The sequence below is a fragment of the Nonomuraea sp. NPDC050547 genome, assembly GCF_044457345.1.
Lineage (GTDB): Bacteria > Actinomycetota > Actinomycetes > Streptosporangiales > Streptosporangiaceae > Nonomuraea.
In genome coordinates this window covers 68003-91922 of record NZ_JBITGW010000017.1, presented here as the reverse complement: position 1 = coordinate 91922, position 23920 = coordinate 68003, and the positions used below count along the sequence as shown (strand labels likewise).

At 73.1% G+C, this 23920-nt stretch carries 20 protein-coding genes; 11 read left to right on the top strand and 9 right to left on the bottom strand.

Going from position 1 to position 23920, the window contains the following annotated elements; genetic code table 11:
• Window positions 1–26: 26 nt before the first annotated feature.
• Window positions 27–1412 (bottom strand): FAD/NAD(P)-binding protein, encoded by a 1386-nt coding sequence (locus ACIBHY_RS36790; protein ID WP_397309116.1) that lies wholly within the window; start codon window positions 1410–1412, stop codon window positions 27–29.
• 88 nt (window positions 1413–1500) lie between these two features.
• Between ACIBHY_RS36790 and ACIBHY_RS36785 the strand changes: the two genes are divergently transcribed.
• Window positions 1501–2595, top strand: a complete 1095-nt coding sequence (locus ACIBHY_RS36785) for a response regulator transcription factor (protein ID WP_397309115.1) — start codon at window positions 1501–1503, stop codon at window positions 2593–2595.
• On the opposite strand, the gene ACIBHY_RS36780 is transcribed toward ACIBHY_RS36785, so the two are convergent.
• From ACIBHY_RS36780 to ACIBHY_RS36760, 5 genes are read right to left on the bottom strand one after another with little or no spacing between them, the layout of a single operon-like run.
• A complete protein-coding gene (locus ACIBHY_RS36780) occupies window positions 2552–3622 on the bottom strand; it encodes a nitrilase-related carbon-nitrogen hydrolase (protein WP_397258679.1) in 1071 nt (356 codons plus the stop codon). The two genes, ACIBHY_RS36785 and ACIBHY_RS36780, sit on opposite strands and share 44 nt — an antisense overlap.
• Window positions 3619–4581: an ABC transporter substrate-binding protein gene (locus ACIBHY_RS36775; RefSeq protein WP_397309114.1), complete on the bottom strand. Its 963-nt coding sequence runs from the start codon at window positions 4579–4581 to the stop codon at window positions 3619–3621. Before ACIBHY_RS36775 ends, ACIBHY_RS36780 begins: the two co-directional genes overlap by 4 nt.
• A 59-nt stretch (window positions 4582–4640) precedes the next feature.
• Window positions 4641–5414 carry an ABC transporter permease gene (locus ACIBHY_RS36770; protein WP_397309113.1) on the bottom strand — a complete coding sequence of 258 codons (774 nt, stop codon included), beginning with the start codon at window positions 5412–5414 and terminating at the stop codon, window positions 4641–4643.
• Window positions 5411–6169 carry an ABC transporter permease gene (locus ACIBHY_RS36765; RefSeq protein ID WP_397309112.1) on the bottom strand — a complete coding sequence of 253 codons (759 nt, stop codon included), beginning with the start codon at window positions 6167–6169 and terminating at the stop codon, window positions 5411–5413. Before ACIBHY_RS36765 ends, ACIBHY_RS36770 begins: the two co-directional genes overlap by 4 nt.
• 40 nt (window positions 6170–6209) lie before the next feature.
• Window positions 6210–7151 (bottom strand): helix-turn-helix transcriptional regulator, encoded by a 942-nt coding sequence (locus ACIBHY_RS36760; RefSeq protein WP_397309111.1) that lies wholly within the window; start codon window positions 7149–7151, stop codon window positions 6210–6212.
• Window positions 7152–7213: 62 nt separating this feature from the next.
• Between ACIBHY_RS36760 and ACIBHY_RS36755 the strand changes: the two genes are divergently transcribed.
• Together ACIBHY_RS36755 and ACIBHY_RS36750 are read left to right on the top strand one after the other, a co-directional pair.
• A complete protein-coding gene (locus tag ACIBHY_RS36755; RefSeq protein ID WP_397258689.1) occupies window positions 7214–8305 on the top strand; it encodes a winged helix DNA-binding domain-containing protein in 1092 nt (363 codons plus the stop codon).
• A 74-nt stretch (window positions 8306–8379) separates the two neighbouring features.
• The gene (locus ACIBHY_RS36750) at window positions 8380–9582 is read left to right on the top strand and encodes an AI-2E family transporter (protein WP_397309110.1); all 1203 of its coding nucleotides are present in this window, start codon (window positions 8380–8382) and stop codon (window positions 9580–9582) included.
• Window positions 9583–9674: 92 nt separating this feature from the next.
• Here ACIBHY_RS36750 and ACIBHY_RS36745 read toward each other — a convergent pair whose 3' ends face one another.
• A complete protein-coding gene (locus ACIBHY_RS36745; RefSeq protein ID WP_397309109.1) occupies window positions 9675–11573 on the bottom strand; it encodes an ABC transporter ATP-binding protein in 1899 nt (632 codons plus the stop codon).
• A 506-nt stretch (window positions 11574–12079) separates the two neighbouring features.
• On the bottom strand, window positions 12080–14335 hold the full coding sequence (locus ACIBHY_RS36740) for an ATP-binding protein (protein ID WP_397309108.1): 2256 nt from the start codon (window positions 14333–14335) through the stop codon (window positions 12080–12082).
• A 201-nt stretch (window positions 14336–14536) separates the two neighbouring features.
• Here ACIBHY_RS36740 and ACIBHY_RS36735 point away from each other — a divergent pair, with 201 nt between their 5' ends.
• The 8 genes from ACIBHY_RS36735 (at window position 14537) to ACIBHY_RS36700 (ending at window position 21860) form a co-directional block, all read left to right on the top strand.
• The gene (locus tag ACIBHY_RS36735) at window positions 14537–15097 is read left to right on the top strand and encodes a MauE/DoxX family redox-associated membrane protein (RefSeq protein ID WP_397258698.1); all 561 of its coding nucleotides are present in this window, start codon (window positions 14537–14539) and stop codon (window positions 15095–15097) included.
• Window positions 15094–15276 carry a hypothetical protein gene (locus ACIBHY_RS36730; RefSeq protein ID WP_397258700.1) on the top strand — a complete coding sequence of 61 codons (183 nt, stop codon included), beginning with the start codon at window positions 15094–15096 and terminating at the stop codon, window positions 15274–15276. The genes ACIBHY_RS36735 and ACIBHY_RS36730 overlap by 4 nt, the downstream gene beginning before the upstream one ends.
• Window positions 15277–15596: 320 nt before the next feature.
• Window positions 15597–17402, top strand: a complete 1806-nt coding sequence (locus tag ACIBHY_RS36725; protein WP_397258702.1) for an asparagine synthase-related protein — start codon at window positions 15597–15599, stop codon at window positions 17400–17402.
• A complete protein-coding gene (locus tag ACIBHY_RS36720) occupies window positions 17383–17646 on the top strand; it encodes a lasso peptide biosynthesis PqqD family chaperone (protein ID WP_397258703.1) in 264 nt (87 codons plus the stop codon). Before ACIBHY_RS36725 ends, ACIBHY_RS36720 begins: the two co-directional genes overlap by 20 nt.
• Complete coding sequence (locus ACIBHY_RS36715) at window positions 17643–18074, top strand: lasso peptide biosynthesis B2 protein (protein WP_397258705.1); 432 nt, start codon at window positions 17643–17645, stop codon at window positions 18072–18074. The genes ACIBHY_RS36720 and ACIBHY_RS36715 overlap by 4 nt, the downstream gene beginning before the upstream one ends.
• Complete coding sequence (locus ACIBHY_RS36710; protein ID WP_397258707.1) at window positions 18071–19267, top strand: cytochrome P450; 1197 nt, start codon at window positions 18071–18073, stop codon at window positions 19265–19267. Before ACIBHY_RS36715 ends, ACIBHY_RS36710 begins: the two co-directional genes overlap by 4 nt.
• Entirely contained in the window at window positions 19267–20982 is a 1716-nt protein-coding gene (locus ACIBHY_RS36705; protein WP_397309107.1) for an ABC transporter ATP-binding protein, read from the top strand. Before ACIBHY_RS36710 ends, ACIBHY_RS36705 begins: the two co-directional genes overlap by 1 nt.
• Window positions 20979–21860 carry a hypothetical protein gene (locus tag ACIBHY_RS36700; RefSeq protein WP_397309105.1) on the top strand — a complete coding sequence of 294 codons (882 nt, stop codon included), beginning with the start codon at window positions 20979–20981 and terminating at the stop codon, window positions 21858–21860. The genes ACIBHY_RS36705 and ACIBHY_RS36700 overlap by 4 nt, the downstream gene beginning before the upstream one ends.
• A 5-nt stretch (window positions 21861–21865) precedes the next feature.
• Here the strand turns inward: ACIBHY_RS36700 and ACIBHY_RS36695 are convergent, their stop codons facing one another.
• A complete protein-coding gene (locus ACIBHY_RS36695) occupies window positions 21866–23890 on the bottom strand; it encodes a DUF4132 domain-containing protein (RefSeq protein WP_397309104.1) in 2025 nt (674 codons plus the stop codon).
• Window positions 23891–23920: the final 30 nt, after the last annotated feature.

Here is a 23920-nt window from a genome sequence, read left to right as displayed (position 1 = left end):
GGGTATCCGCGCGGGGGGTGCGTGGGCTACTGAGCGGTGAGCGCCTGCGCGGTGGCGGCGGCCTGGGCGGCGACCGCCGGGATGCTGGAGGTCACGAACGTCCCGCCCGCCGCCAGATCGCCCACGACGTGCAGCGGAGCGCCGGCCGGCACCTCCAGCCCGCCCCCGGGCGCCGTCGCCGCCAGGCCCTCGGCCAGCAGCGAGGCGACCAGGGACGCGGCCGGCTCGGGCACCGCCTGCGGCGGCGGGTTGACGGCGTTGACCACGACGTCGGCCCGTGAGCCGCCGCCGGTGGCCGTGATGCGGAAGCCCGGGTCCGACGGCACGACCGCGCTCAGGCCGCGGACGAGCGTGAGCTGCCCGGCCTCCAGCAACCGGTCCAGCCGGACGGCGTTCACCGGCACCATCGGCGAGCTGAGGCTGACGGCCGTGCGGTGGTGCGCGCCGGTCAGCCGGTCGCGGTCCTCCAGAACGCTCCAGGCCAGCGGGCCGAGCGTGTGCGCCGCCTGCTGCACGATCCGGCGGCCCAGCTCCGGGGCGTCGATCGCGGCGAGCTGGCGGCGCAGCCGTACGACCGGATCTTCGAACGGGGTGGCCAGCAGGTCGGCGGCGAACGCGTCGAAGTCCTCGCCCAGGTCGTCCAGTTCCGCGCGCACCAGCCGGGCCACGTCGCCGGCCGTGCGGACCTCGCGCAGACGGGCCGCCGTCAGGTGACGCGGCTCGTGGCGGACCGGCCGCTGCCACACGTGGGGCAGGACGCCACTGCGCGACATCAGGGTGATCGGGCCCGCGTGGCCCGCCGACGCGAGGGCGACCGCCACGTCGACCGCGGTCAGACCGCTGCCGATCACCGCGACCTTGCTGTCGCGCGGCACGTCCAGCACGGTGCGGGCGAGCGGGTAGGGGTCGCCGACGTAGCCGGGCGTGCCCGCCAGGCCGAAGAGGTCGTGCGGAGTCCCGCTGCCGACGCACAGCACCATCCGGTCCACCGCCTGCTCGTGGCCGCCGGACGTCCGCACCACCAGCTCCGCGCCGCGCCGCGCCACGCCGGTGACCCGGTCGCGGCGCACGTCCACCGGCAGCCGCGCCGCCGCCGCGGTGGCGGTCTCGTGCAGGTACTCGCCGTACAGGGCGCGCGGCACCAGCGGCACGCCGAGGCGCTCGTCCAGGTGCGCCGCCGCCCGCTCGCCGAGCCAGCGCGCGTAGTGCCCCTGGTCGCCGTGGCGGATCGACATGATCACGGGCGGCGCGTTCACCCGCACGGCGTCAAGGTCGGGCCCGTACGCCCGCCCGCTCCACAGCCGCGCCGACGGCTCGAACACGGTGACGGAGGCGGGCCGCGCGTCCAGCCGGGCCAGGGAGTCGAGCAGGGCGACCGCGGCGGCCCCGCCTCCGACGATGGCGATTCTCATGAGGGAGATGCTGGCCGCCGCCCCGCCCCGGGCCCATCCCTCATCTGGGGGATGCGCGTATCCGCCCGTGAACAGGCAGGGTGGAGGCGTGGGTTCTCCTTCCGCGGTACGGCGGCGCCGTACCGACGTGCTGGCTCGCGCGGAACGGGCGCGGCACGCCGACGAGCTGTTCGCCGTCACCTCGGCGCGGCTCCGGCGGGTCGTGGTCTTCGACGCCGCGGTGTGGTCGGCGACCGACCCGGAGACCGGGCTGGTCACCGCCCCGATGCGGGTGGAGAACCTCGGCGGCGGCGAGCACTGCGCGGCCTACTGGGAGAGCGAGATCCTGGGGGAGAGCCCCTTCGCCTTCCGCGACCTGGCCCGCGCCGAGGTGGCCGTGGCGAGCCGGCGGCACGGCGGCGGCCGCCCCTGGCAGGCGGAGAACGAGGAGCTGCGCGCGGTCCTGCGCACCGGCCGGCGGACGTGGGGCGTGGTGAGCCTGTTCCGCGACAAGGGGCGGGCGCCGTTCGGGCCGGAGGAGCTGGAGTTCGTGGCGAGCCTGTCGGCGCCGCTGGCCGCGCGGCTGCGCTCCTTCGCCCGGCCCGCCGGCCTACGGCCGGCGCCGGACGCGCCCGGTCCGGGCCTGGTGCTGTTCGACGCGTCGGGACGGGCGACGTCGGTCAACGAGGAGGCCCGCCACTACCTGGCCAGACTCCCCGCCGGTCCGTCGGCGGGCAGCGAGCTGGGCGTGCGCCTGCCCATCTGGATCGTCACCGCCGCCCTGCAGGCCCGCGCCTGCGCGCCCGGTCAGGCCGCCCGCGTGCGCATCCGCACCGCCGACGGGCACTGGCTGGTGTGCCACGCCTCGGCCATGAGCGGCCCCGGCGGTGTGGCGGGCCCGACCGTCCTGGTCATCGAGCCCGCCGCCGCCTCCGACATGGCGGTCATCGTGGCCGAGGCGTACGAGCTGTCGCCCCGCGAACTGGAGATCACCCAGCTGATCGCGCTCGGCCTGACCACCGGGGAGATCGCCGGCCGCCTGTTCATCTCCCCGCACACCGTCCGCGACCACATCAAAGCGATCTTCGGCAAGGTCCGGGTGTCCAGCAGGGGAGAGCTGGTGGCCCGCCTGTTCGCCGAGAACTTCTGGCCGCGCCGGGTCAGGACTTCTCCGGACGTACCCAGACATCGCGATCGTGCATGAGCTCGATCTGCCGGCTGATGACCTCCGAGCGGAACTCCGCGTGGGTGTACGGCTTGCGCGTCAGGTACATGTTCTTGGGATAGATGGGCTGGTCGTAGATGACCCGGTACTGCTCGGTCTTCAGGTCCTTGATCCAGTTGTCCCACTGGGCGGTGGAGCGGAAATGGCGCAGGGCGCCGATGTCGATCGTGCCCGCGACCCAGGACGAGCCGCCGCTGTAGTCGTGCCGGCCGGCCACCTGTCCCTTGTAGTCGACGATCATCGACTGGCCGCCGAAGGCGTCGATCGGGTGCTCGGAGTCGGCGTCGAGGTAGTAGGTGCCGAGGTTGCAGGCGATGAGGTAGGCGTTGTTGTCCAGGGCCCTGGCGCGGTTCTGGACCTCGTAGATGCCGTTGCCGGCGTGCGGGTGGGGGTAGGGGCCGCGGTAGATGATCTCGGCGCCGTTCATGGCCAGGCCGCGGGCGTTCTCCGGGTAGGAGCCCTCGTTGGCCATGAGGATGCCGATGCGGCCAATCTCGGTGTCGGCGACCGGGTAGAAGCTGTCGAGCGTCTCGCCGTAGAGCTCCACCCAGCGGTCCCACACGTCGTGGGGCGTCACCGAGTGCTCCACGGGCAGCAGCGGCACCGTCTTGTAGTGCCTGAGCACGATCTCGCCCCGCGGGTCGATGACGAAGCCGAGGTTGAAGAACAGGCCGGGGAACTCCGGGTGGCGGGCCTTGGCCTGGGCGATGAGATAGGCGTCCCACCGGACGGCCAGCTCGGCCAGCCGGGCGGTCTCCGGGCCGGGCACGTCGATGGCGCAGTTGGCGGCGAAGTCCTCGTGGTCGAGGTCGAGGACCTCGTCGTTGAAGCCCTGGAGCGCGCCTTCCGGGATCGCGATCAGCCGTACCGGGAGGTCGAGGCTGGACAGCCAGGAGGCGGCCTTGATCAGGTGGCCGATGTGGTCGATGTTGTGGTGGATGTCCTCGCGGTGACGGATGCCGCGCATGGTGGGCACGAGCCCCACCGCCTGGTAGGGAGCGATCATGAGGAGGCACCTCCGGCCAGCATCGGTGTGACGTCGAACTTCTGCTTCAGGTAGCCGAACTCGAGCATCATGTCCGCCACCCGCTGGAGCCGCGCGGCGTCGACGGACGTGGAGTAGCCGCCGAGCTTCATCTCGCCGGCCGTGGCGCGGTCGATCTTCGTGTACTTCTCCAGGGCCGGGGCGATCTCGGCGGGGCTGGCGACGGCCAGGCCGGCGGCCTTGCGCACGGCGCGCTGGAAGGCGGCCACGGCCTTCGGGTTGCTCCGCGCGAAGGTCTCCGTGGTGAGGTAGCCGGAGATCGGGAAGTCGGCGGTGGGCCCGGTGAAGATGTCGCTCAGCACGACCGCGCCCTTCTTGGCCGCCGCCTGGTGGAACGGCTCGGGCAGGAAGGCCACGTCCACCTGGCCGCCCTCCAGCGCCGCGCCCATCTCGGGGAAGGGCCGCTCGACGAAGCTGACGTCCGCCGGCGTGAGCCCGGCGGGCTTCAGCAGGGCGCTCACGGACAGCGTGGCGACGTTGTTCAGGGTGTTGACGCCGATCGTCGCCCCCTTGAGCCCGGCGACCGTGGTGATCGGCGAGCCCTTCTTCGTCATGAGGACGAAGTTGCCGGGCTTGGCCACGTAGGCGTCACCAATGATCTTGGTCTTCACCACGCCGCCGGCGGAGGCGGCCAGGGCGGAGACGTAGTTGCTGTGCAGGACGTCGAGCTTGCCGGAGACCAGGTCGGGCATCGCCGCCGCGCCGCCCGCGATCACCTCGACCTCGACCTTGAGCCCTTCGGCGGCGAAGTAGCCCTTGTCGATGGCGAGTTGCACGGGCGCCACTTCGGGAAGGGCCAGCATGCCGATCGTGATATCGGTCTTTTCCCGGCCATTTTCCTGCCCGGCCGAATTACCGCCGCACGCGGCGATCACCAGCGTGGCGGCACAAAAGAGAGAAAAGCGGCGAAACTCTAACATAAGAGCTCCAAGGGCCGATATAACCGTGATCTTGAGACTACTCGTGAATGGCTTCCATGTCATGACCTGTTATCTTGCACGGAGTCATGCCAGGTGAGGATGCGGCGTTCCAGATAAAGAAAGCCCTGGTTGAGCACATAGCCCAGCACGCCCAGCAGCACGATGGCGCCCCAGACGCCCGGCAGGTCGAAGGCGCGCTGGGCGGCGCGGAGCTGGAAGCCGATGCCCTCGGTGCTGAAGAACTCCGCGATGACCATGAGGATCAGGGCCAGGGAGAGGCTGAGGCGCAGCCCCGCGAAGATCTTCGGTGCGGCGGCCGGAAGGATCACCCGGAACACGCGCTGCCCGCGCGAGAGGCCGAAGGCCCGCGCCGTGTCCAGATGCAGCGGGTCCACGTGGCGGGCGCCGTCGGCCGCGTTGAACAGCACCGGCCAGACGATCCCGAACGTGATCACGGCGATCTGCATGCGGGTCCCCGTCGAGAACAGCGCCAGCATCAACGGCAGCAGCGCGGGGGGCGGCAGCGCCCTTCCGAACTGGACGGCCGGGTCGAGGAGCCGGTAGAGCAGCGGCGACCGGCCCAGGGCCACGCCCAGCGCGACACCGGCCACGCCCGAGACGGCCCAGCCCGCGAGCAGCCTGCCGAGGCTGGGCGGGAAGTTGGCCAGAGCCGTGTCGTTCAGCCAGAGCCGGGCGGGGGAGCCGGTGAACCACAGTTCGCGCATGTGCGCCACGATCACCGACGGCGGCGGGAAGAACGGATGCGCCATGGCCCGTGTGGCCAGTTCCCAGACGATCAGGACGGCGGGCACCACCACGACCCGCGCGATCACCGGGCCGCCCGCCAGTGGAAGAGGCGGCGTTCCGCCCAGGCGAACGCGCCGTTCGTGACGACGCCCAGCACTCCGGCCCACACGGTGGCGGCCACCGTCAGCGTGAGCCCGTCGGGGCTGCTGCCGGCCAGGATGATGAACGCGCCGATCCCGCTCGACCCGCCGGCCAGCAGTTCGGTGCTGATGGCCAGGATGAGCGCGATCGTCGCGGCCACCCGGATCCCGGTCGCGATGAACGGCGCCGTGCTCGGCAGCGAGACCCGCAGCAACACCGCGATCCGGCCGAACCCGAAGGCCCGCAGCGTCTCCTTGGCCAGGGGATCGACCTCCTTGAGGCCGTACATCGTGTTGATCAGCACGGGCCAGACGGAGGCGTACACGATCATCGCGATCTTCATGTCGAGCCGCTCGCTGAAGACGAACGCGGCCAGCGGGATGAGCGCCACGGACGGGATGGGCCGCAGGAACTCGATCACCGGCCGCAGCGCCGCCTCGATCGGCGGCACGCTGCCGAGCAGGAGCCCGGCCGGTACGGCCACCGCGACGGTGAGCAGCAGTCCCAGCGCCCAGCCGGCGAAGGTGGCGCCGACATCCAGCAGGAACGCCGGATCCATGGCGAGTCGCGCGGCGGTGGCCAGCACGGTGGAGGCCAGCGGGAATCGCGCCGTGGAGACGATTCCCAGCCGGCCCGCCGCCTCCGCCAGAACGAACAGGCCGGCCGTGCCGATGAGCCCGCAGACTAAGGCGTTTTCCAAAGGAGTGTCGCGCTCAGCAGAAATAGCGGCCTCCGGGGTTTTATCCTGATGCTTTCGCATAACGGCGAGCAAGGTGGGCGAAGGCGTCTTTGAGCGCGGGTGGCCCGACGACCTCGATGTCGGCGTCGAACCGGCCGATGGCAGCGGCCAGGCCGGGCCAGGACCACGAGCCGAGGATGAGCCGGCAGCGGTCCGGGCCGAGTTCCTCCACGACGCCGTCGCGGGCGTAGGGGGAGACGTCGGCGGCGGGCAGGCTGAGGATCACCTCGCCGCGGCAGGGCCAGTCGCCGGAGGCGTCGACGCCCCGGAACCTCTCGGCCACGAACGCCGCCACGTCCCCCAGATCACGCGGGGTGAAGCGGGGACCCGACGGGGTGCGCGGGGTGACGCGGTCGGCACGGAAGGTGCGCCAGTCGCCGCGGTCGAGATCCCAGGCGACCAGATACCAGCGGCCGCCCCAGGTCAGCAGGTGGTGGGGCTCCACCCGGCGCGGCGCGTCGGCCCCCGCGTAGCCGAAGCGCAGCACCTCGCGGGCGTGGACGGCGGCGCCGAGCACCGTGAGCACGCCGCTGTCGGCCGGGGGGTGCTGACGGGCCCGGTCGACCGCGGTGATCTGGAGGGTGTCGATGCGGTGGCGCAGCCGGGCGGGCATGACCTGCCGGACGGTGTTCAGCGCCCGCGCGGCGGCTTCCTCGATGCCGGCGCCGCTGGTGGCCGCGCTCTGCAGGGCGATGGCCAGCGCGACGGCCTGCTCGTCGTCGAACAGCAGCGGCGGCAGGTCGGTGCCGGCGTCGAGCCGGTAGCCGCCCTCGGGGCCCTTCACCGCCGCGATGGGGTAGCCGAGCTCGCGCAGCCGGTCCACGTCCCTGCGCACGGTGCGCGGGCTGATCTCCAGCCGCTCGGCCAGCAGGGCGCCGGGCCAGTCGCGGCGTACCTGGAGCAGGGAGAGCAGCGACAGCAGCCGTGCCGACGTCTTGAGCATGACCTCTATGTTGCCCTGAGAAGAGGACACAAACTGACCGCTTCTTCTGCGATCTTTGGAGGATGACCGTACTCGGCACCCGGGCGCTCAACCGCGCCACCCTCGCCCGTCAGATGCTGCTCGACCGCGCCGACCTGCCGGCCCTGGACGCCGTCGCGCACCTGTGCGGGCTGCAGGCGCAGGAGCCGCAGGAACCGTTCGTGGGGCTCTGGTCGCGGTTGCGGGCGTTCGATCCGGCCGAGCTGTCCGATCTGCTGGTACGGCGGAGCGTGGTCCGTACCCACCTCATGCGCAGAACCGTTCACCTGCTCACCGCCGAGGACGTCCTGGCCTGGCGCCCCCGCCACGACGCCATGCTGCGACAGCGGGTCCTCGGGACCTACCGCCGCGAGCTCGCCGGCGTCGACCTGGGCGAACTCGCCGCGGCGGGCCTGGCCGTCATGGCCGACGGCGAGCCGCGCTCGATGGCGGAGCTCGCCCGCGCGGTGGCCGATCGCTGGCCGGAGCCGGGGACGCGGGCCCTGGGCGAGATGCTGGTGGCCGCGCTCATCCCGATGGCGCAGATGCCGCCGCGCGGGGTGTGGCGGACCAAGGGCGGCGTGCGCAACACGCCGCTGTCCACCTGGCTGGGCCGGGACGTCGTGCCCTCGCCCGCGAACGGCGCCGACCCGGCCGGCGCGGCACTGGTCCGGCGGTACCTGGCCGCCTACGGCCCCGCCGCGACGGCCGACGTGCGCGCCTGGAGCGGCCTGGCCGGACTGCCCGCGGCGGTGGCGTCGATCCGCGCGGAGCTGGTCGCCTTCCGCGACGAACGAGGCCGGGAACTCCTGGACCTCCCCGGCGCCCCGCGCCCCGACCCGGACACGCCCGCCCCGGTGCGGTTCCTGCCCGCCTTCGACAACGCGCTCCTCGGCTACGACGACCGCACCCGGATCGTCGACGACGCCCACCGCGGCGTGTCGGTCGCGGGCACCCGCGTCGTCCTGGCCGACGGCCGGGTGGCCGCGACCTGGACCGTCGAGTCCGGCGTCGTGACCGTCACCCCGCTGCGGGCCTTCTCCCGGGCCGAGCACGCGGAGGTGATCGAGCAGGGACGGGCCCTGGCGTCGTTCCTGTCCGACGGCGAGACCGGCCACGCGCGGATCGCTCACTGAGCCCGCGGGCGCGGTCAGGACGGTAGAAGGCGGCCGGTGAGGGCAGATGTCGTCCCTCACGTTCAGGAGCCGCCATGACCGACGACGCGCCCGCGCCCGACCCGTCCCACCCCGCCCGGCGCCCGGCCCCCGCCGCGGGGAGCGGCCCCGGCACGCCGGAGCCCGGCACACCGGAGCCCGGCACACCGGTGCCCGGCCCTCGCGGGCCGGCCGAGCCCGCCGGGATGATGCCGTTCGGCAAGCCGGGACGGCCGTTCGGCGGCAGCCCGTTCACGTTCGGCTTCACCGCCGCCCTCGGCGTGCTGACCGCCTGGATGCTGGTCCAGGCGTTGACCGCGGCCGCCTCGATGATCATCCTGATCGTCGTCTCGCTGTTCCTGGCCGTCGGCCTGGACCCCGCCGTGCGGTGGCTGCAACAGCGCGGCCTGCCGCGCTGGGCCGCGATCTCGGTGGTGTTCGCCGGCGTGATCGCCTTCTTCGCCGGGTTCGGCCTCGCGGTCGTCCCGGCGCTGTCGCAGCAGGCCGGCCAGTTCATCGACCAGGTCCCCGCCTACGTCGAGCAGCTGCAGAACAACCCCCAGATACGCGACCTGGACCAGCGCTACGGCCTGCTGGAGCGCCTGCAGACCTACCTGACCAGCGGAGATCTCGGCCGGCAGGTCTTCGGCGGGCTGCTGGGCGTGGCCGGAGTCCTGGTCAGCGCGGTGTTCTCGGCGCTGACCGTGCTCATCCTCACCCTGTACTTCCTGGCCTCGCTGCGCTCGGTCACCCGCACCGGCTACCGGCTCGTCCCCAGGAGCCGCCGCGCCCGCGTGCAACTGCTCGGCGACGAGATACTCAACCGGGTCGGCGGGTACGTGGCCGGTAACCTGATCATCTCGTTCATCGCCGGTGTGACCAGCTTCTTCTTCCTGTCGATCGCCGGCGTGCCGTACGCGCTGCCGCTCTCCCTCATCGTCGCCATCACCGACCTCATCCCGCTGATCGGGGCCGGCATCGGCGCGGCGGTGGCCACGCTGGTGGCGTTGTTCGTCTCGGTGCCGGTGGCGATCGCCACGCTGGTGTTCTTCGTCGTCTACCAGCAGATCGAGAACTACCTGATCGCGCCGAGAGTGATGAAGTCCTCCGTCGACGTGCCCGCCGCCACCACGATCGTCGCGGCGCTTATCGGCGGCGCCCTGCTCGGCGTCGTGGGCGCGCTCCTGGCCATCCCGGTCGCCGCGGCCGTCCAGCTGATCGTCGGCGAGGTGGTGTTCCCACGGCAGGAACACCACTGAGCGCCTCGACGGGCCGAGCGGTCCCGGCCCATCGGGCACGCGCCGGCGCGGCGCGATGCCCGCGCGACCGGGCCCTCCCGGACCCGGTCACGTCAGCGGCCCAGGCGCGACAGCGCGGGCGGCATGTGCTTGAGCCGGATCCGGTTGGACCGCCGGACCGGTTCGAGCACGATCATCGCCGCGTCCGGCGGCACGTGCCGCAGGTCGTGGGTGATCAGGATGGTCGTGCGGCCCTCCATCAGCCGCCGCATCGGCTCCTGCACGCGCGCCGCCGTCGCGGCGTCCAGGCCGGTCATCGGCTCGTCCAGGACGAGCACCGGCGCGTTGCGCAGCAGGGCACGCGCGATCGCGATGCGCTGGAGCTGCCCACCGGACAGCAGCCGCCCGCGCTGCCCGAGCGGGGTGTCGTACTTGTCGGGCAGCCGGTTGATGAAGTCGTGCGCGTCGGCCAGTTTGGCGGCGGCCACGATCTCCTCGAAACTCGCCCCGGGCTTGCCGTAGGCGATGTTGTCGCGGGCCGTACCGGAGAAGAGCAGGTTCTCCTGCTGCAGGATCGTGATGTGGTCGCGTAGCGAGGTGCTGGTGATGTCGCGGATGTCCGTGCCGTCCAGCAGGATCCGGCCGCTGGTGGGCTCGTAGAAGCGCAGCAGCAGCTTGGCCAGCGTCGACTTGCCCGCGCCGCTGGGGCCGGTGCAGACGATGGTCTGGCCGGGCTCGACGGTGAAGGACAGTCCGGCCAGCGTCGGCCTGGTCCGGTTCGGGTAGGTGAAGCCCACCTGCTCGAACGTGATCCGGCCGGGCACGGGCCCGATCAGCGGCCGGGCGGCCGGGCTGTCGGCGACGCCGGGACGGGCCTTGAGCACCTCCATCACGCGGTCGGAGCCGGCCGCGGCCTCGGAAACGGTAAGCGCCAGTTCGCCCAGGTTCTGGACGGCGGGGTAGAGGAAGGCGAGGTAGGCCGCGAACGCCAGCAGCCCGCCGATCGTCAGGCGGCCGGCCGAGATCTCCCACGCGCCGAATCCCAGGATGACGATCATGCAGATGGTCTCGAGCACCTGTACGGCGGGGCCGTACAGGCCGGACAGCCAGGCCTGCGACATGTTGGCCCGCAGCCAGGTCTCGCCCTGGCGGTGCAGGTGGCCCGCCTCGGCCTCCTGGCGGTTGTGGGCCTGCACCAGGGTCTGATTGGACAGGCTCTCCTCGATGACGCTGTTCATCATGCCGTTGCTCTGCCGCTCGCGGGCGGCCGCGCCCCTGAACTTGGCCGCGAACAGCTTGGAGATGATGACGAACCCGGGAATGAGCGCGAAGGTGATCAGCGCGAGGTCCCAGCGGACGATGAACGCCGCGGTCGCGAACACGATCACGCTGATGACCGTCGTGAACGCCTTGACCAGGCCGGACCCGACCAGCGTCTCGATGGCCTCGATGTCGTCGGTGAGCCGGGCCATCAGGTCGCCCAGGCGCCGGTTGTTGAAGAAGTCCGGGGTGAGCGTCTGCACGTGCGCGAACACCCGGTCACGCAGGTTCAGCAGGAAGCGCTCGGCGGCCAGCGCCGTGATGTAGGCGCCGCCGAAGGCGGCCAGGCCGGCGACCACCGCCAGGCCGAGCCAGGTGAGCGCCGGGGTCCAGAACGCCCCCAGATCCTGCCGGGCGAGCACCTCGTCGGTGATGACGGCGAACAGTCCGATGGCCGCCACCTCGCACAGCGCCGCCACGATGGCGAGCACGCCGCCGATGACGAACAGCCTGCGGACGCCGCGGGTGTCGGGCCAGAACTCGGCGAAGGTCTTGCGGATCATGACGGCGGGCGCGAGCTCCGGGCCGTGCGGGCCCGATCGCGCCCCCGGCCGGGCGGAAAGGGAGAGCCGACGGGAAACCCGCCGGCTCTTCCCAGTGGTGGTTACCACCACCACCTCCGCCGCCCGCAGCCGCAGCGGCGGCGACGACGGCAGCGTCTGCGGCCGCCCCACCATCCGCCGCCGCCCCATCCCCAGTCATCCCAGTGACGCGTAGGGAAACCGACAGGAGTCATGATCCCCCTCCTTTGTGCGTGCACTCACATGCGAGTGCTGCCTGTGCTGACAAATAGGACGCTAACACCCGAATCGCGTCATATCGGCCATTAGGGGAGTATTTGGGCAGGGTTTGACGCGGCGCCCGGGAGGCCCCGCCCGATAATCGGCCGCGCGACCCCGGAAAAGCGTCAATCATGCCTGTTCAGCGCGGTGTCGGAGGTCCGTGCCCGCCGGGCGGGAAGCCGCCGCGACCGGCGCTTCGAGCTGTTTCGCGGCACCCACGTTAAAGCGCAAATAAATAGAGGGGCCGATCTCTAACGAAAACGGCAACCTTTCCTATGTGAGCTTTCGCCGGAGAGTGCCTCACCTGCTAGTTTTCCGGTGTCGAGCCTTTCGTTTAGTCGGCAGGTCCGCTGGGCAGGGACGCGGTCCGCCGGGGCCGTCATGTGCCCGCCGGGACCTCGTGATCTTTGCTCCCTTTACCCTTGCCGGGTGCGCGCGGCCTTCAGGCCCGCGCTGGCCTCCGTCTGGCCCCAGCGGTCGCCGCTCTGCCTGCTCAGCGTCAGGGCTCTGGTGAAGTGTCTGCGCGCCATCCCGGCGTCGCCGACCTCCAGCCACGTGGCTCCCAGGGCCGTGCGTACCGTGCTCTCGCTCAGCCGGTCGCCCAGCAGCCTGCTCAGCTCCAGCGCGCGTACGAGGTGGCGGCAGGCCAGCCCCGCCTCGCCCGCCTCCAGGTGCGCCAGCGCCACCGCGGTGCGCGCCTGGATCTCCCCCCACGGATCGGCCGCGCTCCTGCTCAGGGACAAGGCCTCCAGCAGGTACGGCATCGCCCGCTCCGCCCGCCCCATCCTGCGCAGGCTGTCGCCGAGCCCGCTGAGCCCGCGATTGCCCCCGACCGGGTCGTCCACCTCCCGGTAGAGCATGACGGACAGCAGGAAGTGGTCGGCGGCCACGGCGTACTCGCCCGCGCGGTGGTGGATGTAGCCGAGATGGGTCAGCGTCTTGGCCTGCCCGACCGGGTCGCCGTTCCAGCAGTCCAGCACCAGGGCCTGGTGGTGCAGCGCGATGGCGCCCTCCCGGTCGTCCGACAGCCAGTACGCGACGCCGAGGTTCTTGAGCGTCTCGGCCTCGCCCTCGCGGTCGCCCAGCAGTTGCACGGCGCTCAGGGCCAGCCGGTGGGTGTGGATCCAGTCGCGCGTGTCGCCGCGCAGCAGGAAGAAGTGCCACAGCGAGCGGGCCAGCTGCCAGGTGTGGACGAGCAGGCCCCCGGCGGCGGCGCTCTCGATGGCGGCGATCAGGTTGGGCAGCTCGCGTTCGAGCCAGCAGATCGCCTCCCGGCGGTCGGCCAGGCGCAGGGCGGGGGCGGCGACCGGGCCGGTGAGCGGGTTGGGGCGTCTGCTGGGCTCGATCAGCTCGGCGGCGTGGTCGGCGATGCGCAGGTAGTGCTCGACGATCCGGCCGAGGGCGGCCTGCCGGTGTTCCTGCTGCTCCTGCTCGGCCAGCACCGCCCGCGCGTAGTCGCGCACCAGGTCGTGGAAGCGGTAGCGGTCGGCCGACGGGCGCTGCAGCAGGTGCGCCTGGATGAGCTGCTCCAGCAGCGGCTCCGCGGCCTCGACCGGCTGGCCGGTCAGCGCGGCGGCGCCCGCGAGGCCCACGTCCACGCCGGGGATCAGGCCGAGCAGGCGGAACATCCGGCGGGCCGGTCCGCCGAGCTTGCCGTAGGAGGTGGAGAAGGCGGCGATGACGCTGCGGCTGCCCGCCTGGAGTTCGGCCAGGCGCCGGTGCTCCTGGCGCAGCTTCTCGTTGAGGTGGCCGGGGGTCCACGACAGGCGGTGGCGTAGCCGGGCGGTGACGATCCTGATGGCGAGGGGGAGGTAGCCGCACAGCCGTACCGTCTCCTCGGCGTCACCGAGGTCGGCGGGCGGGCCGGCGTCGGCGATCTTCATGAACATGGCCAGGGCGTCTTCGGCGCTGAGCTCGCCCAGCGTGATCGTGCCCGTGCCGTCCAGGTCCACCAGCCGGGCCCGGCTGGTGATCATCATCAGGGACGGCGTGGCCCCGGGTAACAGCGGCATCACCTGCTCGGCGTCGACGGCGTTGTCCAGGACGATCAGCATGCGCCGCCTGGCCAGCGCCGAACGCCACAGGGAGGCGCGCCGGCCGGCCTCGGCGGGAATGCCCTCCTCCGGTACCCCGGCGGCGCTCAGCAGCGCCTTCAGCGCGTCAGAGGCCGGCATCGGCGCGACGCCGGCGGTGTGCCCGTGCAGGTCGAGGAAGATCCGTCCGTCCGGATAGCCCTCCTTGAGCTGGTGCGCCGCGTGCAGGACGAGCGTCGTCTTGCCCACGCCCGCCATCCCGTCGACCGTCCAGACGCCGCTGGGCGTGCCGCCGGCCTTGAGCAGCGCGCCCAGCTCCTCCGCCCGCCCGGTGAAGTCGGCGATGTCACGCGGCAGATCGTCGTGGGGCAACTCGTCGGGCGAGGGCGAGGGCGAGGGCGGGGGCGCGGCGTCGGGCCTGGCCGGCGGTGCCTCCCGCGCCAGCCGCCACACCCCGCGCAGGATCTCCGCCTCCTGCCGGTCGGCGCCCAGAGCGGCGGCCAGCCGCTCGACCTGCGCGGCGTCCTGCGGCAGCTGCTTGCCCGTGCAGAACCGGTGGACCGTCGAATGGCTCAGCTCCAGCCGCCGGCCCAGCGCCTGATAACTGCGGCCGGAGCGCTTTTTCCACGACTGCAGCATGAAAGCGAATTGTTGCCGTGCCTCAGATTCCGGCATCCGTCCCCCCGGTCACGACGGCCTCCGTCATTTCCCACCATGCCATCCTGGGGATGACCGCGCGGCGGGACGAACCATGGCAAATGCCCAGCTCATCCCGCCCGGATTTCTCATCGCATCTCATTTCCCTGGTGAGACGGGCAAGACCGACGCAGTGTCGGACCCGTGAGCGTCATAACGACTTCGTGGGAATCGCTCGGCGCGCCGGCGGTGCTGGCGGTGCGGATCGTCCTGGCCCTGCTGTTCGGCGTCGCGGGGGTGGGCAAGGTGGTGCGGCCGGGCTCGGCCGCCCGCGCGGCGGTGCAGTTCCGGGTGATGCGCCGGGAGAGCACCGTCTTCGCCGTCGGGCTCGGCGCGGTGGAACTGCTCACTGCGGTGGCGCTGCTGGGGCCGCCACCGCTGACCGTCGCGGGATGTGCGATGGCGGGAGCGCTGTCGCTGTGCTTCATCGCGATCTCGGTTCCGGCGCTGGCGCGCGGGGACCGCTTCGCCTGCGGGTGCCTGTTCGGGCAGGCGCACCTGTCCTGGGTGACGCCGGTGCGCGCGGCGGCGATGGCGGCGGGCGCACTGGCCGCGCTGGTGGTGTATCTGACCGGGGCGCCCGCCGTGCACGCGGGGGCGGTGGCGGACGCGCTCGGCCTGACGGTCCTGGTCATCGGCCTGCCCGCGGCCTTCGGGACCTACCTCACCGTCCAGTCCGCGCACAGGGAGAGGAGGCGGGCATGACCACGATCCTGGTCTACGGGGCGCTGGTGTGGCTGCTGGTGCTGACGTTGCTGCTGGCCCGCATGCTCCGGTTGATGACCGGGATCGAGGCGCTCTCGCCCCACGGTCCCGCCCAGGTTCGGGATCCGGAGCCGGAACCCGGCCGGATCGAAGGCCGAGCAGGAAAGGAGGTGAGCTGAATGCGTGTCTACGAACGTCCGGAAATCACGCCGGAAGGCGGATTCACGGCCCTGACGAACGCCGGCTGCGGCTGTGTCTGGGAATGGCTTACCGACCGTCTCGACTGGTAGCGGACACCTGGAGGTGAATGACATGCGCGTCTACGAACGCCCGGAGATCACGTTCGCCGGCGACTTCCACACCCTGACCAACGGGGGCTGCGGCGGCCCGCACTGGGAGTGGATCTACCCGAACTACTGCCGTTAACCGCCCATGAGGTATTGCAGGCGGCCGCCCGGCCGCCTGCCGTACCGCGAAGGAGGGGAGAGCGACCTTGTCCGTGACAGAAGACCCATGGTTCACCGTCCTGCCCGACCGGGAGGAGAGCACGGACGTGGCACGGCGGATCCACGACACCCGCGGCGGCGCGCACGAGGTGAGCCACCCCTCCGGACGGCCGTGGCTCATCGGGCGCTGGCAGCCCGGCACGCTCACGGTCGGCAGGAGGGCGGGCGCGGCGGTCGCGGCCTTCGGCGAGCACGCGATGAGCGAGGAGCACCTGTCCGGGGGCGCGCCCGGCCTGCCGGCGACGGCTCCCGGCAGCGCGTACCTGATGGTGTCGGAGGGCGGCCGGGTCCGGGTGCGGGGGACGGCCTCCGGGCTGCGCAGGGTGTACACCTGCCGGGTCGGCGGGACGCCCGTCGCGGCGAACCGGGCGCTCGTGCTGGCGGAACTGACCGGGGCCGCGCCGAACCCGGCCAGGCTCGCCACCCGGCTGCTGTTCGCCCACCCGCCGTGGCCGCTGAACTGGCTGCCGGTGTGGGACGGCGTCGACGCCGTGCCGCCCGGCCACGACGCCGTCCTCGACGAGCGCGGCGGCCTCACACAGGCGCGCTGGTGGAGCTATCCCGAGCCGATGGCGCGCGAGGAGGCGGTCGAGGCGCTCAGAACCGCGCTGAGCGAGGCGGTCGCCCTGCGCGCGGGGCCCGGCCGCACGGTCGTCGCGCACCTGAGCGGCATGGACTCCTCGTCGGTCTGCTCCCTGGCCGCCCGCACCGGCGCCGACGTCGTGGCCCTGACCGCCGCCCAGCCCGACCCCATGGACGAGGACGTGCTGTGGGCGGGGCGCACCGCCGCCGCGCTGGCCGCCGCCGGACACCCGGTGCGGCACGAGATCATCTCCGCGGAGGAGTGCCCGCTGGTCTACCACGACATGCTCGGCGCGCACGAGCGCTTCGACGCGCCGTTCCTGCTGCTGCACCACCGCAGCCGGCTCACGCACATCCTGCGGCGCGGCCAGGCGTACGCGCCCGCCGCCCACCTGGCCGGGCTGGGCGGGGACGAGGCCGCCACCATGATGCCCACCTGGCTGCCCACGCTGATCAGGCAGGCGCCGCTCACCGGGACGCGCCACCTGCTGACGGCAGCGGCCAAGAACCGCTGGCCGCTGCGGCGGACGCTGCGGCACCTGGTGACCGGCAGGGCGTACGACGCGTGGATGCGGGCCGCCGCCGACCGCCTCGGCCGCGACGGGCACGGCGTGGACGGGCCCGCGCTGGGGTGGGATCTGCCGCCGACGATGCCCGCGTGGGCGACGCCGTACGCGGTCGAACTGGCCGCCGGTGAACTGCGCGAGGCGGCCGCGCGCCACCTGCCGCTGGCACGAGGGCGCGGCGCGCACCACAACCTCGCCGCGATCCACGGCGGCTGCCAGATGGTCGGCGACTTTCAGCAGATCGCCGCCGCCCGGGGCATCACCCTGTCCGCGCCCTTCTTCGACGACCGGGTCGTCGAGGCGGCGCTGGCGGCCAGGCCCGGGGACCGCTACGACCCGGCCAGGTACAAGCCGGTGCTGGCCGACGCCATGCGCGGCATCGTGCCCGCGGTGACGCTGGGCCGTACCACGAAGTCGGAGACCTCCGCCGGCGCGGTCATGGGCAGCAGGAAGCACCGTGACCAGATCATGGCACTCGCCGAGGACAGCCTCCTGGGCGAGCTCGGCCTCATCGACCCGGATCTCTTCCGCGCCACCTGCCGCGGGCCGATCGACGTGCTGACCCAGCACCGCCGCATCGAGCCCACGCTGGCGTGCGAGATGTGGCTGCGCACCGTGAAGGAGGACGAGCGTGTACGCGCTGGCGCCTGACATCTCCGCCGTCGACACCGACTACGGCATGGCCCTGCTCCACCAGGTACGCGGCGAGTACTGGAGCCTCAACCCCACCGGAGCGATCGTGCTGCGCTCCGCGCTGGAGTCCGGCGACCCCGGCGACGCCGTCGACCGGCTCGTCGCGGCCTTCGACGTGGACGGCGGCGAAGCCGCCCAGGACGTCGCCCACCTCATGGACAGCCTCGTGACCATGGGCATCCTCGTGCGGAGGCCGGCATGAGCGTCGACCCCACGATGGCGCTCGCGCCGCGGGCGTACCCGCCGCTGGAGCGCTGGCGCGCCCGCCTGGCCGTGCTGGCCGCGAAGGCGCTGGCCAGACGCTCGCCGAGCACCATCGTCAGGGTGCTGGGCCGGGTCAGCGCGGGCACCCGCCCGGCCACCTACGCCGAGGCCAGCCGGGCCCGCGAGGTGGTCACCCGCACCAGCAGGGCGTGCGCGAGCCCGAAGGGCTGCCTGCCCCGCTCGATCGCCACCGCGCTGCTGTGCAGGTCGCGGGGGAGCTGGCCGACCTGGTGCGCGGGTGTGCGGGTGCTGCCGCCGTTCGGCGCGCACGCCTGGGTCCTGGCCGAGGGCCGGCCCGTCGACGAGCCCGCCCCGCCGGGCTACCACCGCGTCCTGCTGCAGGTGCCACGGGAGGCCACCCCATGAGCGAGCTGCCGGAGATCCCGATGCCACGCGGCTGCCCCCACCACCCGCCGCCGGGGTACGACCGGCTGCGCGGGCACGGCCCGCTGGCGCGCGCCGTCCTGCGCGACGGCACCCCGGTCTGGGTGGTGACCGGCCACGCGCGGGCGCGTTCGCTGCTGGCCGATCCGCGGCTGTCGTCGGACGCCCTGCACCCGGCCCACCCGCACCTGGCGCGGGAGAAGGGCGCGCCGCCGCCGGACCCGGAGCGCAAAAGGCAGGCGCTGAGCTTCGTGGAGATGGACGACCCCCTGCACGCCGAGCACCGGCGGATGGTCATCCCCCACTTCGGCCCGCGCCGGGTGCGCGAGCTGCGCCCGCACCTGCGCTCGCTGGCCGACGGGCTGATCACGGCGATGATCGGCGCGGGACCGCCCGCCGACCTGGTGAGCGCTCTGGCCGCGCCGCTGCCCGCGCTGACGCTCTGCGCGGTGCTCGGCGTGCCGCGCGAGGACCAGGCCGTCTTCACCGATCACCTGCGCTGGCCGACGCTTCTCGACCCGTCCACCGGCCCGCCGTTCCGGGTGGTCTACGACCTACTGGCCCGGCTCCTGCGCGACAAGGCGGCCCGGCCGGGCGACGACGTGCTCTCCGCCCTGGCCCGCCGGGTCGCCGACGGCGAGCTGAGCGGACGGCAGGCCGAGGAGATGGCCGCCATGCTGGTCATCGCCGGGCACGAGACCACCGCCAACACGCTCGCGCTGAGCGTGTTCACGCTGCTGACCAGGCCGGGCGGGCTGAAGGCGCTCACCGCCGCCACGATGCCCCAGGCCGTCGACGAACTCCTGCGCCACACGAGCGTCGCCGACCCGCTGCCGAGGGTCGCGACCGCCGACATCCCGCTCGGCGACCGGCTGATCAGGGACGGCGACGGCGTCGTCGTGCTCCTGGCCGCCGCCAACCGCGACGCAGCGGCCTTCCCCGCCCCCGACGACCTCGACCTGGGCCGCCGGGACGCCCGCCACCTGACCTTCGGCCACGGCCCGCACCAGTGCCTGGGCAGCAACCTGGCCAGAGCCGAGCTGGAGACCGCGCTGAGCGCGCTGCTCACCCGCCTGCCCACGCTCCGGCTCGCCGAGCCCGCCGGGAGCCTGCCGGTCAAACCCGCGCTGTCCCTGCAGGGCGTCACCCGCCTGCCCGTCACCTGGGGGCCGTGATGGCCGCCTGGAGCGCCCTGCTGGCCCAGGTACGCCCGCACCGGGGCCGGATCCTGGCCGGAGGCCTGCTCGGCCTGGCCGGCGGCGCCGCGGGCCTGATCCAGCCGGTGGCCGCCAAGATGGTCACCGAGGACCTCCTGGCCGGCACCCCGGTGCTCGGCACGCTCGCCCTGCTCACCTCGCTGCTCGTCGCCGGCGCCGTGCTGTCGGCCTGCGGCCGCTACGTGCTGGAGGTCGCCGGTGAGAACGTCGTGCGCGCCGCCCGCGACCGGCTGACCGAGCGCGTCTTCCGCCTGCGCCTGGCCGACTTCGACCGGCTCGAACCCGGCGACCTCATGTCCAGGCTCACCGCCGACATCACCCTGTTGCGCTCGGCGACCACCAACGCCGTCGTCACCGGAGCCACCGGCCTGGTACTCGGCGCCGGGGCGCTCGCGCTCATGGCCACGACCGACCTGGTGCTGCTGGGCGCCACCGCCGCGGTCCTGGCGCTCACGCTGGCCGGGATGGCCCTGGTCATGCCGCGCGTCTCGGCCGCCACCCAGCGCACGCAGGCGGCCGTCGGGCTGCTCGGCGCCATCGTGGAGCGCGTGCTCGGCGCCTACCGGACGGTCAAGGCCAGCGGCGGCGAGCGCCGCGAGAGCGCGCGCGCCGCGCGGGCATCCGGTACGGCGTGGCGGCACGCGATCACCGCCGCCCGCTGGCAGTCGGCGACCGGCGTGGCCGGAACCCTGTCGACGCAGGTCACCTTCCTCGTCGTGCTCGGCCTGGGCGGCCTGCGGGTGAGCCAGGGCACGCTGACGCTGCCCTCGATGATCATGTTCTTGTTCTGCCTGATGTACCTGTCGGGCCCGATCGGCCAGATCCTGTCGGCGTTCACGCAGGTGCAGGTGGGTCTGGCCGCGGTCCGCCGCCTCCAGGAGGTCGACCGCCTGCCCGCCGAACCCCTGGAGGCGCCCGGTGACCCCGATGGCGACGGGGCCTCGGTTCGCTTCCGCGGCGTGCGCTTCGGCTATGGCGGCGGCGCCGTACTGCGGGACGTGGACATCAGCGTCGCGCCCAGGACCATGACCGCCGTCGTGGGCCCGTCGGGAGCGGGCAAGAGCACGCTGTTCGGCCTGCTGGAGCGCTTCTACGACGTCGAGGACGGCGCCGTCGAGGTGGCCGGGCGCGACGTGCGGGACTGGCCGCTGGCCGAGCTGCGGGCGGCCATCGGCTACGTCGAGCAGGACGCGCCCATCCTCGCCGGGACGCTGCGCGACAACCTGCGCTACGCCGCGCCCGAGGCCACCGACGAGCAGATCCACGAGGTGCTGGCGCGGGCCGGGCTCACGCCCCTGCTCGACCAGCTCCCCCAGGGACTCGACACGCCGGTCGGCCACCGGGGCACCACCCTGTCCGGCGGGCAGCGCCAGCGCGTCGCGGTCGCCCGCGCCCTGCTGCGGCGTCCCCGGCTGCTGCTGCTCGACGAGATCACCTCCCAGCTCGACGCCGCCTCCGAGCTGGCCCTGCGGCAGGCGGTCGAGGAGATCGCCGCCACCACCACCGTCATCGTGATCGCCCACCGGCTGTCGACCGTGGTCAACGCCGACACCATCATCGTCCTGGAGGAGGGCAGAGTGCGCGCGGCGGGAACCCATCGGGAACTGCTCATGGCCGACGGCCTCTACCGCGACCTCGCGGCCGGCCAGCTCCTGCCGGCGGCGAGCTCATGAACGACCGGATCTACGTGGCCGGCCCCGACACCTCGTCCGTGTCCGTGCTCGACGCCGTCACCCTCGAACACCTGGCGAGCGTCGGCGCGGGGGCGCGGCCGTACGCGCCGGCGCTGGCGGGCGAGCGCCTGTACGTCACCGACTTCGGCGGAGGGAGCGTCACCGTCGTCAGCACCGCCACCCTGGCCGTCGTGGGCCGCATCCCCGTCGGCGACCACCCCGGCGGCATCGTCGTCGACCCCGAAGGCCGCCACGCCTACGTCACCAACTACCAGAGCAGCGACGTGTCGGTGATCGACCTGCGGCGCGGCGCCGTGACCGCCACCATCGCCGTCGGCCGCAACGCCGCCGCCCCCGCGCTGTCGGGCGATCGCCTGTACGTGACCAACTTCGAGAGCCACGACCTGTCGGTGATCGACACGGCGGCCGGCAAGGTGATCGCCACCGTCCCCGTCGGACTGCACCCCAACGGCGTCGCCGTGACCCGCGACGGCGCCCACGTCTACGTCACCACCACCGGCGCCAACCTGCCCGGCCAGGACAACCACGTGCTGGTCCTGGACACGGCCACCCTGGAGGAGGTCGCCACCATAGACGTCGAGTCCGGCCCCTACGGCATCGCCGCCTCACCGGCCCACGACCGGGTCTACGTCACCCACTACTACAGCAGGAGCGTCCTCGGCATCGACACCCTGACCAGGCGGATCGTCTCCCGGGCCGAGGTCGGCGAGAGCCCCGAGGCGCTCACCCTGTCCGGGGAGGGAAGCCGCCTGTACGTCTGCAGCACCCGCGCCCACCTGGTCTCGGCCATCGACACCGCCACCGGCCGGATCGTCGCCACCGCCCCGGTACGCCGCCCCGCCGGAGTGGCCGCCTAGAGCCGTCAGGGCGCCAGGATCTGCCGGGTGATGGTGGGGTCGGTGATGGCGGTGTCGCCGGCCAGCAGGAACGCCTTGCTGAGGATGAGCGCCAGCTTGCCGTCCTCCTCGAAGGGCAGGAACAGCCCGGCGCGCGGGTCGCCGGCGGAGACGACGCACAGGTAGGCGTCGTTGGGCTCCATGAGGATGTTCGCCGACCCCAGATGGATCTTGTAGGTGCGCAGATCCCCCCTGACCACCAGGAACCGATCGGTCAGGGCGCACCGGCCGGCGATCGCCGTACGCCCGATCAGCCGCGCCAGCGCGTCGCGGCGGACCTCGGCGGAGGGCGTCAGCGGCCCGAACGAGCCGTCGCGCCAGTAGTCCCGCATGCGTTCCGGCCCCTCCTCGGCCCACCGCTGCTCGGTCGTGATCGAGGCGACGGCCACGAACAGGTCGACGTCGCGCAGCGCCTCGCTGAACGCCAGCGGCGGCACCTCCGTCAACGGCGCGTCCTGCCACCCGCCCTCGGCCCGCCGCTGGAAGGACACCCGGGAGGTGCAGGCCTGGGCCTCGGTGTACAGGCCGTGCCCCAGGCTCACCCGCCACCGCCCGCCCGCCATCGTGCGCCTGGCCTCGCCGTCGCCGCCGCCGTCCCACGGGCCCAGGAACTCCGCCTTCCAGCCCCGCTGCTTGAACAGCGCGTACAGCTTGCGGTAGTCGACCACGTGCCCGGCGAACCGCTGGGAGTAGATCCCGCTCGCCTCCTCGGCGGGCGTGAGCGGATAGACCTCCCTGAAGGCCTGCTTGAACGGCTGACGCAGCTCCTCGCCCAGCACCACGTCCCGCCATGCCCGCACCTCCTCCGCGCTCGCGCGGGCCGGATGCCACAGCCGCACCGGCACGTCCGGCACGCCCATCCCCAGCTCGGCCCGCCACACGCCCGGCGCGACCTCGAACTCCCAGATCAGCCGGTCGGCGACCGCGTGACCCTCCAGCCGCCGGTACGGCGGCGCCGTCTCCCCGGTGTATCCGGCCTCCAGCGCCCTGACCAGGGTGGCCCGCTGCGCCGTCGCCTGCCTGGCCAGCTCGCGCAGCCGCCCGACCTCGCCGGGATGCTCGCGCCTGACCGCCGCCGGGACCGCCTTGAGCTTCTTGTCCCCGTGCCACCACGACAACTCGACCGCGCCGTCGGTGGAGATCACCGCCGTGTGCTCGCCGACGGACTGGCGTACGCGGCCGTCGGGCAGCCGGAAGGCCACCTCCAGCCGCTCGGCCAGCGCGGGCTCGATGCGCTTGAACATGCGGTCGAGCTGCTTGGGCACCCCGGCGTGCCGGGTGGCCCTGCGGGCGGCGCGCAGCGCGGAGATCGCCTCGGGCGTCGGATGTTCCTCCACCGCGCGGGCGATCTCGAACAGCACCGCCTGCGAGGGCAGGGTCCTGGCCTGGGTGGGCGCCACCGCGACCCCGAGCAGCAGCGGCTCCAGCACCTCGGGCAGCCAGGGCTCGTCGCGGGAGAGCGCGACCCGCGCGGCCCGCCCGACGCTCCCCTTCTCCCCGTCCGCGAACGCCTTGTCCGCCTGGTAGGCGATCTCCCCGGCGTGGATCGCCGCGACGCGGTCGCGCGCCGCCTCAAGCGCCTCGCGGGCGAAGCCCGCATAGCCGGGCAGGCCGCGGAGCCACGCGGTCACGCCCTGGGGCGGCTCCTCTCGCATCACCTCGGCGAACAGCGCCCGGCGCTCCACGTCCCAGCCGAGCAGCAGGTCGAACTCGGTCAGCGCGATCGGCCCCTGCTCCCGGCCGAGCCGGGCCCGTACCTCGCCGTCCATGCCCGCCAGTCCCGCCGCCACCAGCGCGGGGAACGGCGCGTGGACCGGGAGCGCGTCCGGCAGCAGGAATCCGACCAGCTCACGTGCGGGCGCGGTCAGCCGCTCCGGCGCCACCCCGACCAGACCGGTGCTCAGCTGGGAGGTCACCGGCCAGTACGAAGGGTCGTTCGCCGACCCGCTGATGAGCGCGAACAGGCGCTGGGCGAGGGGGGAGAGCTGCATGCCGATGGTTCCCGTCCGCGAGGGATCTTG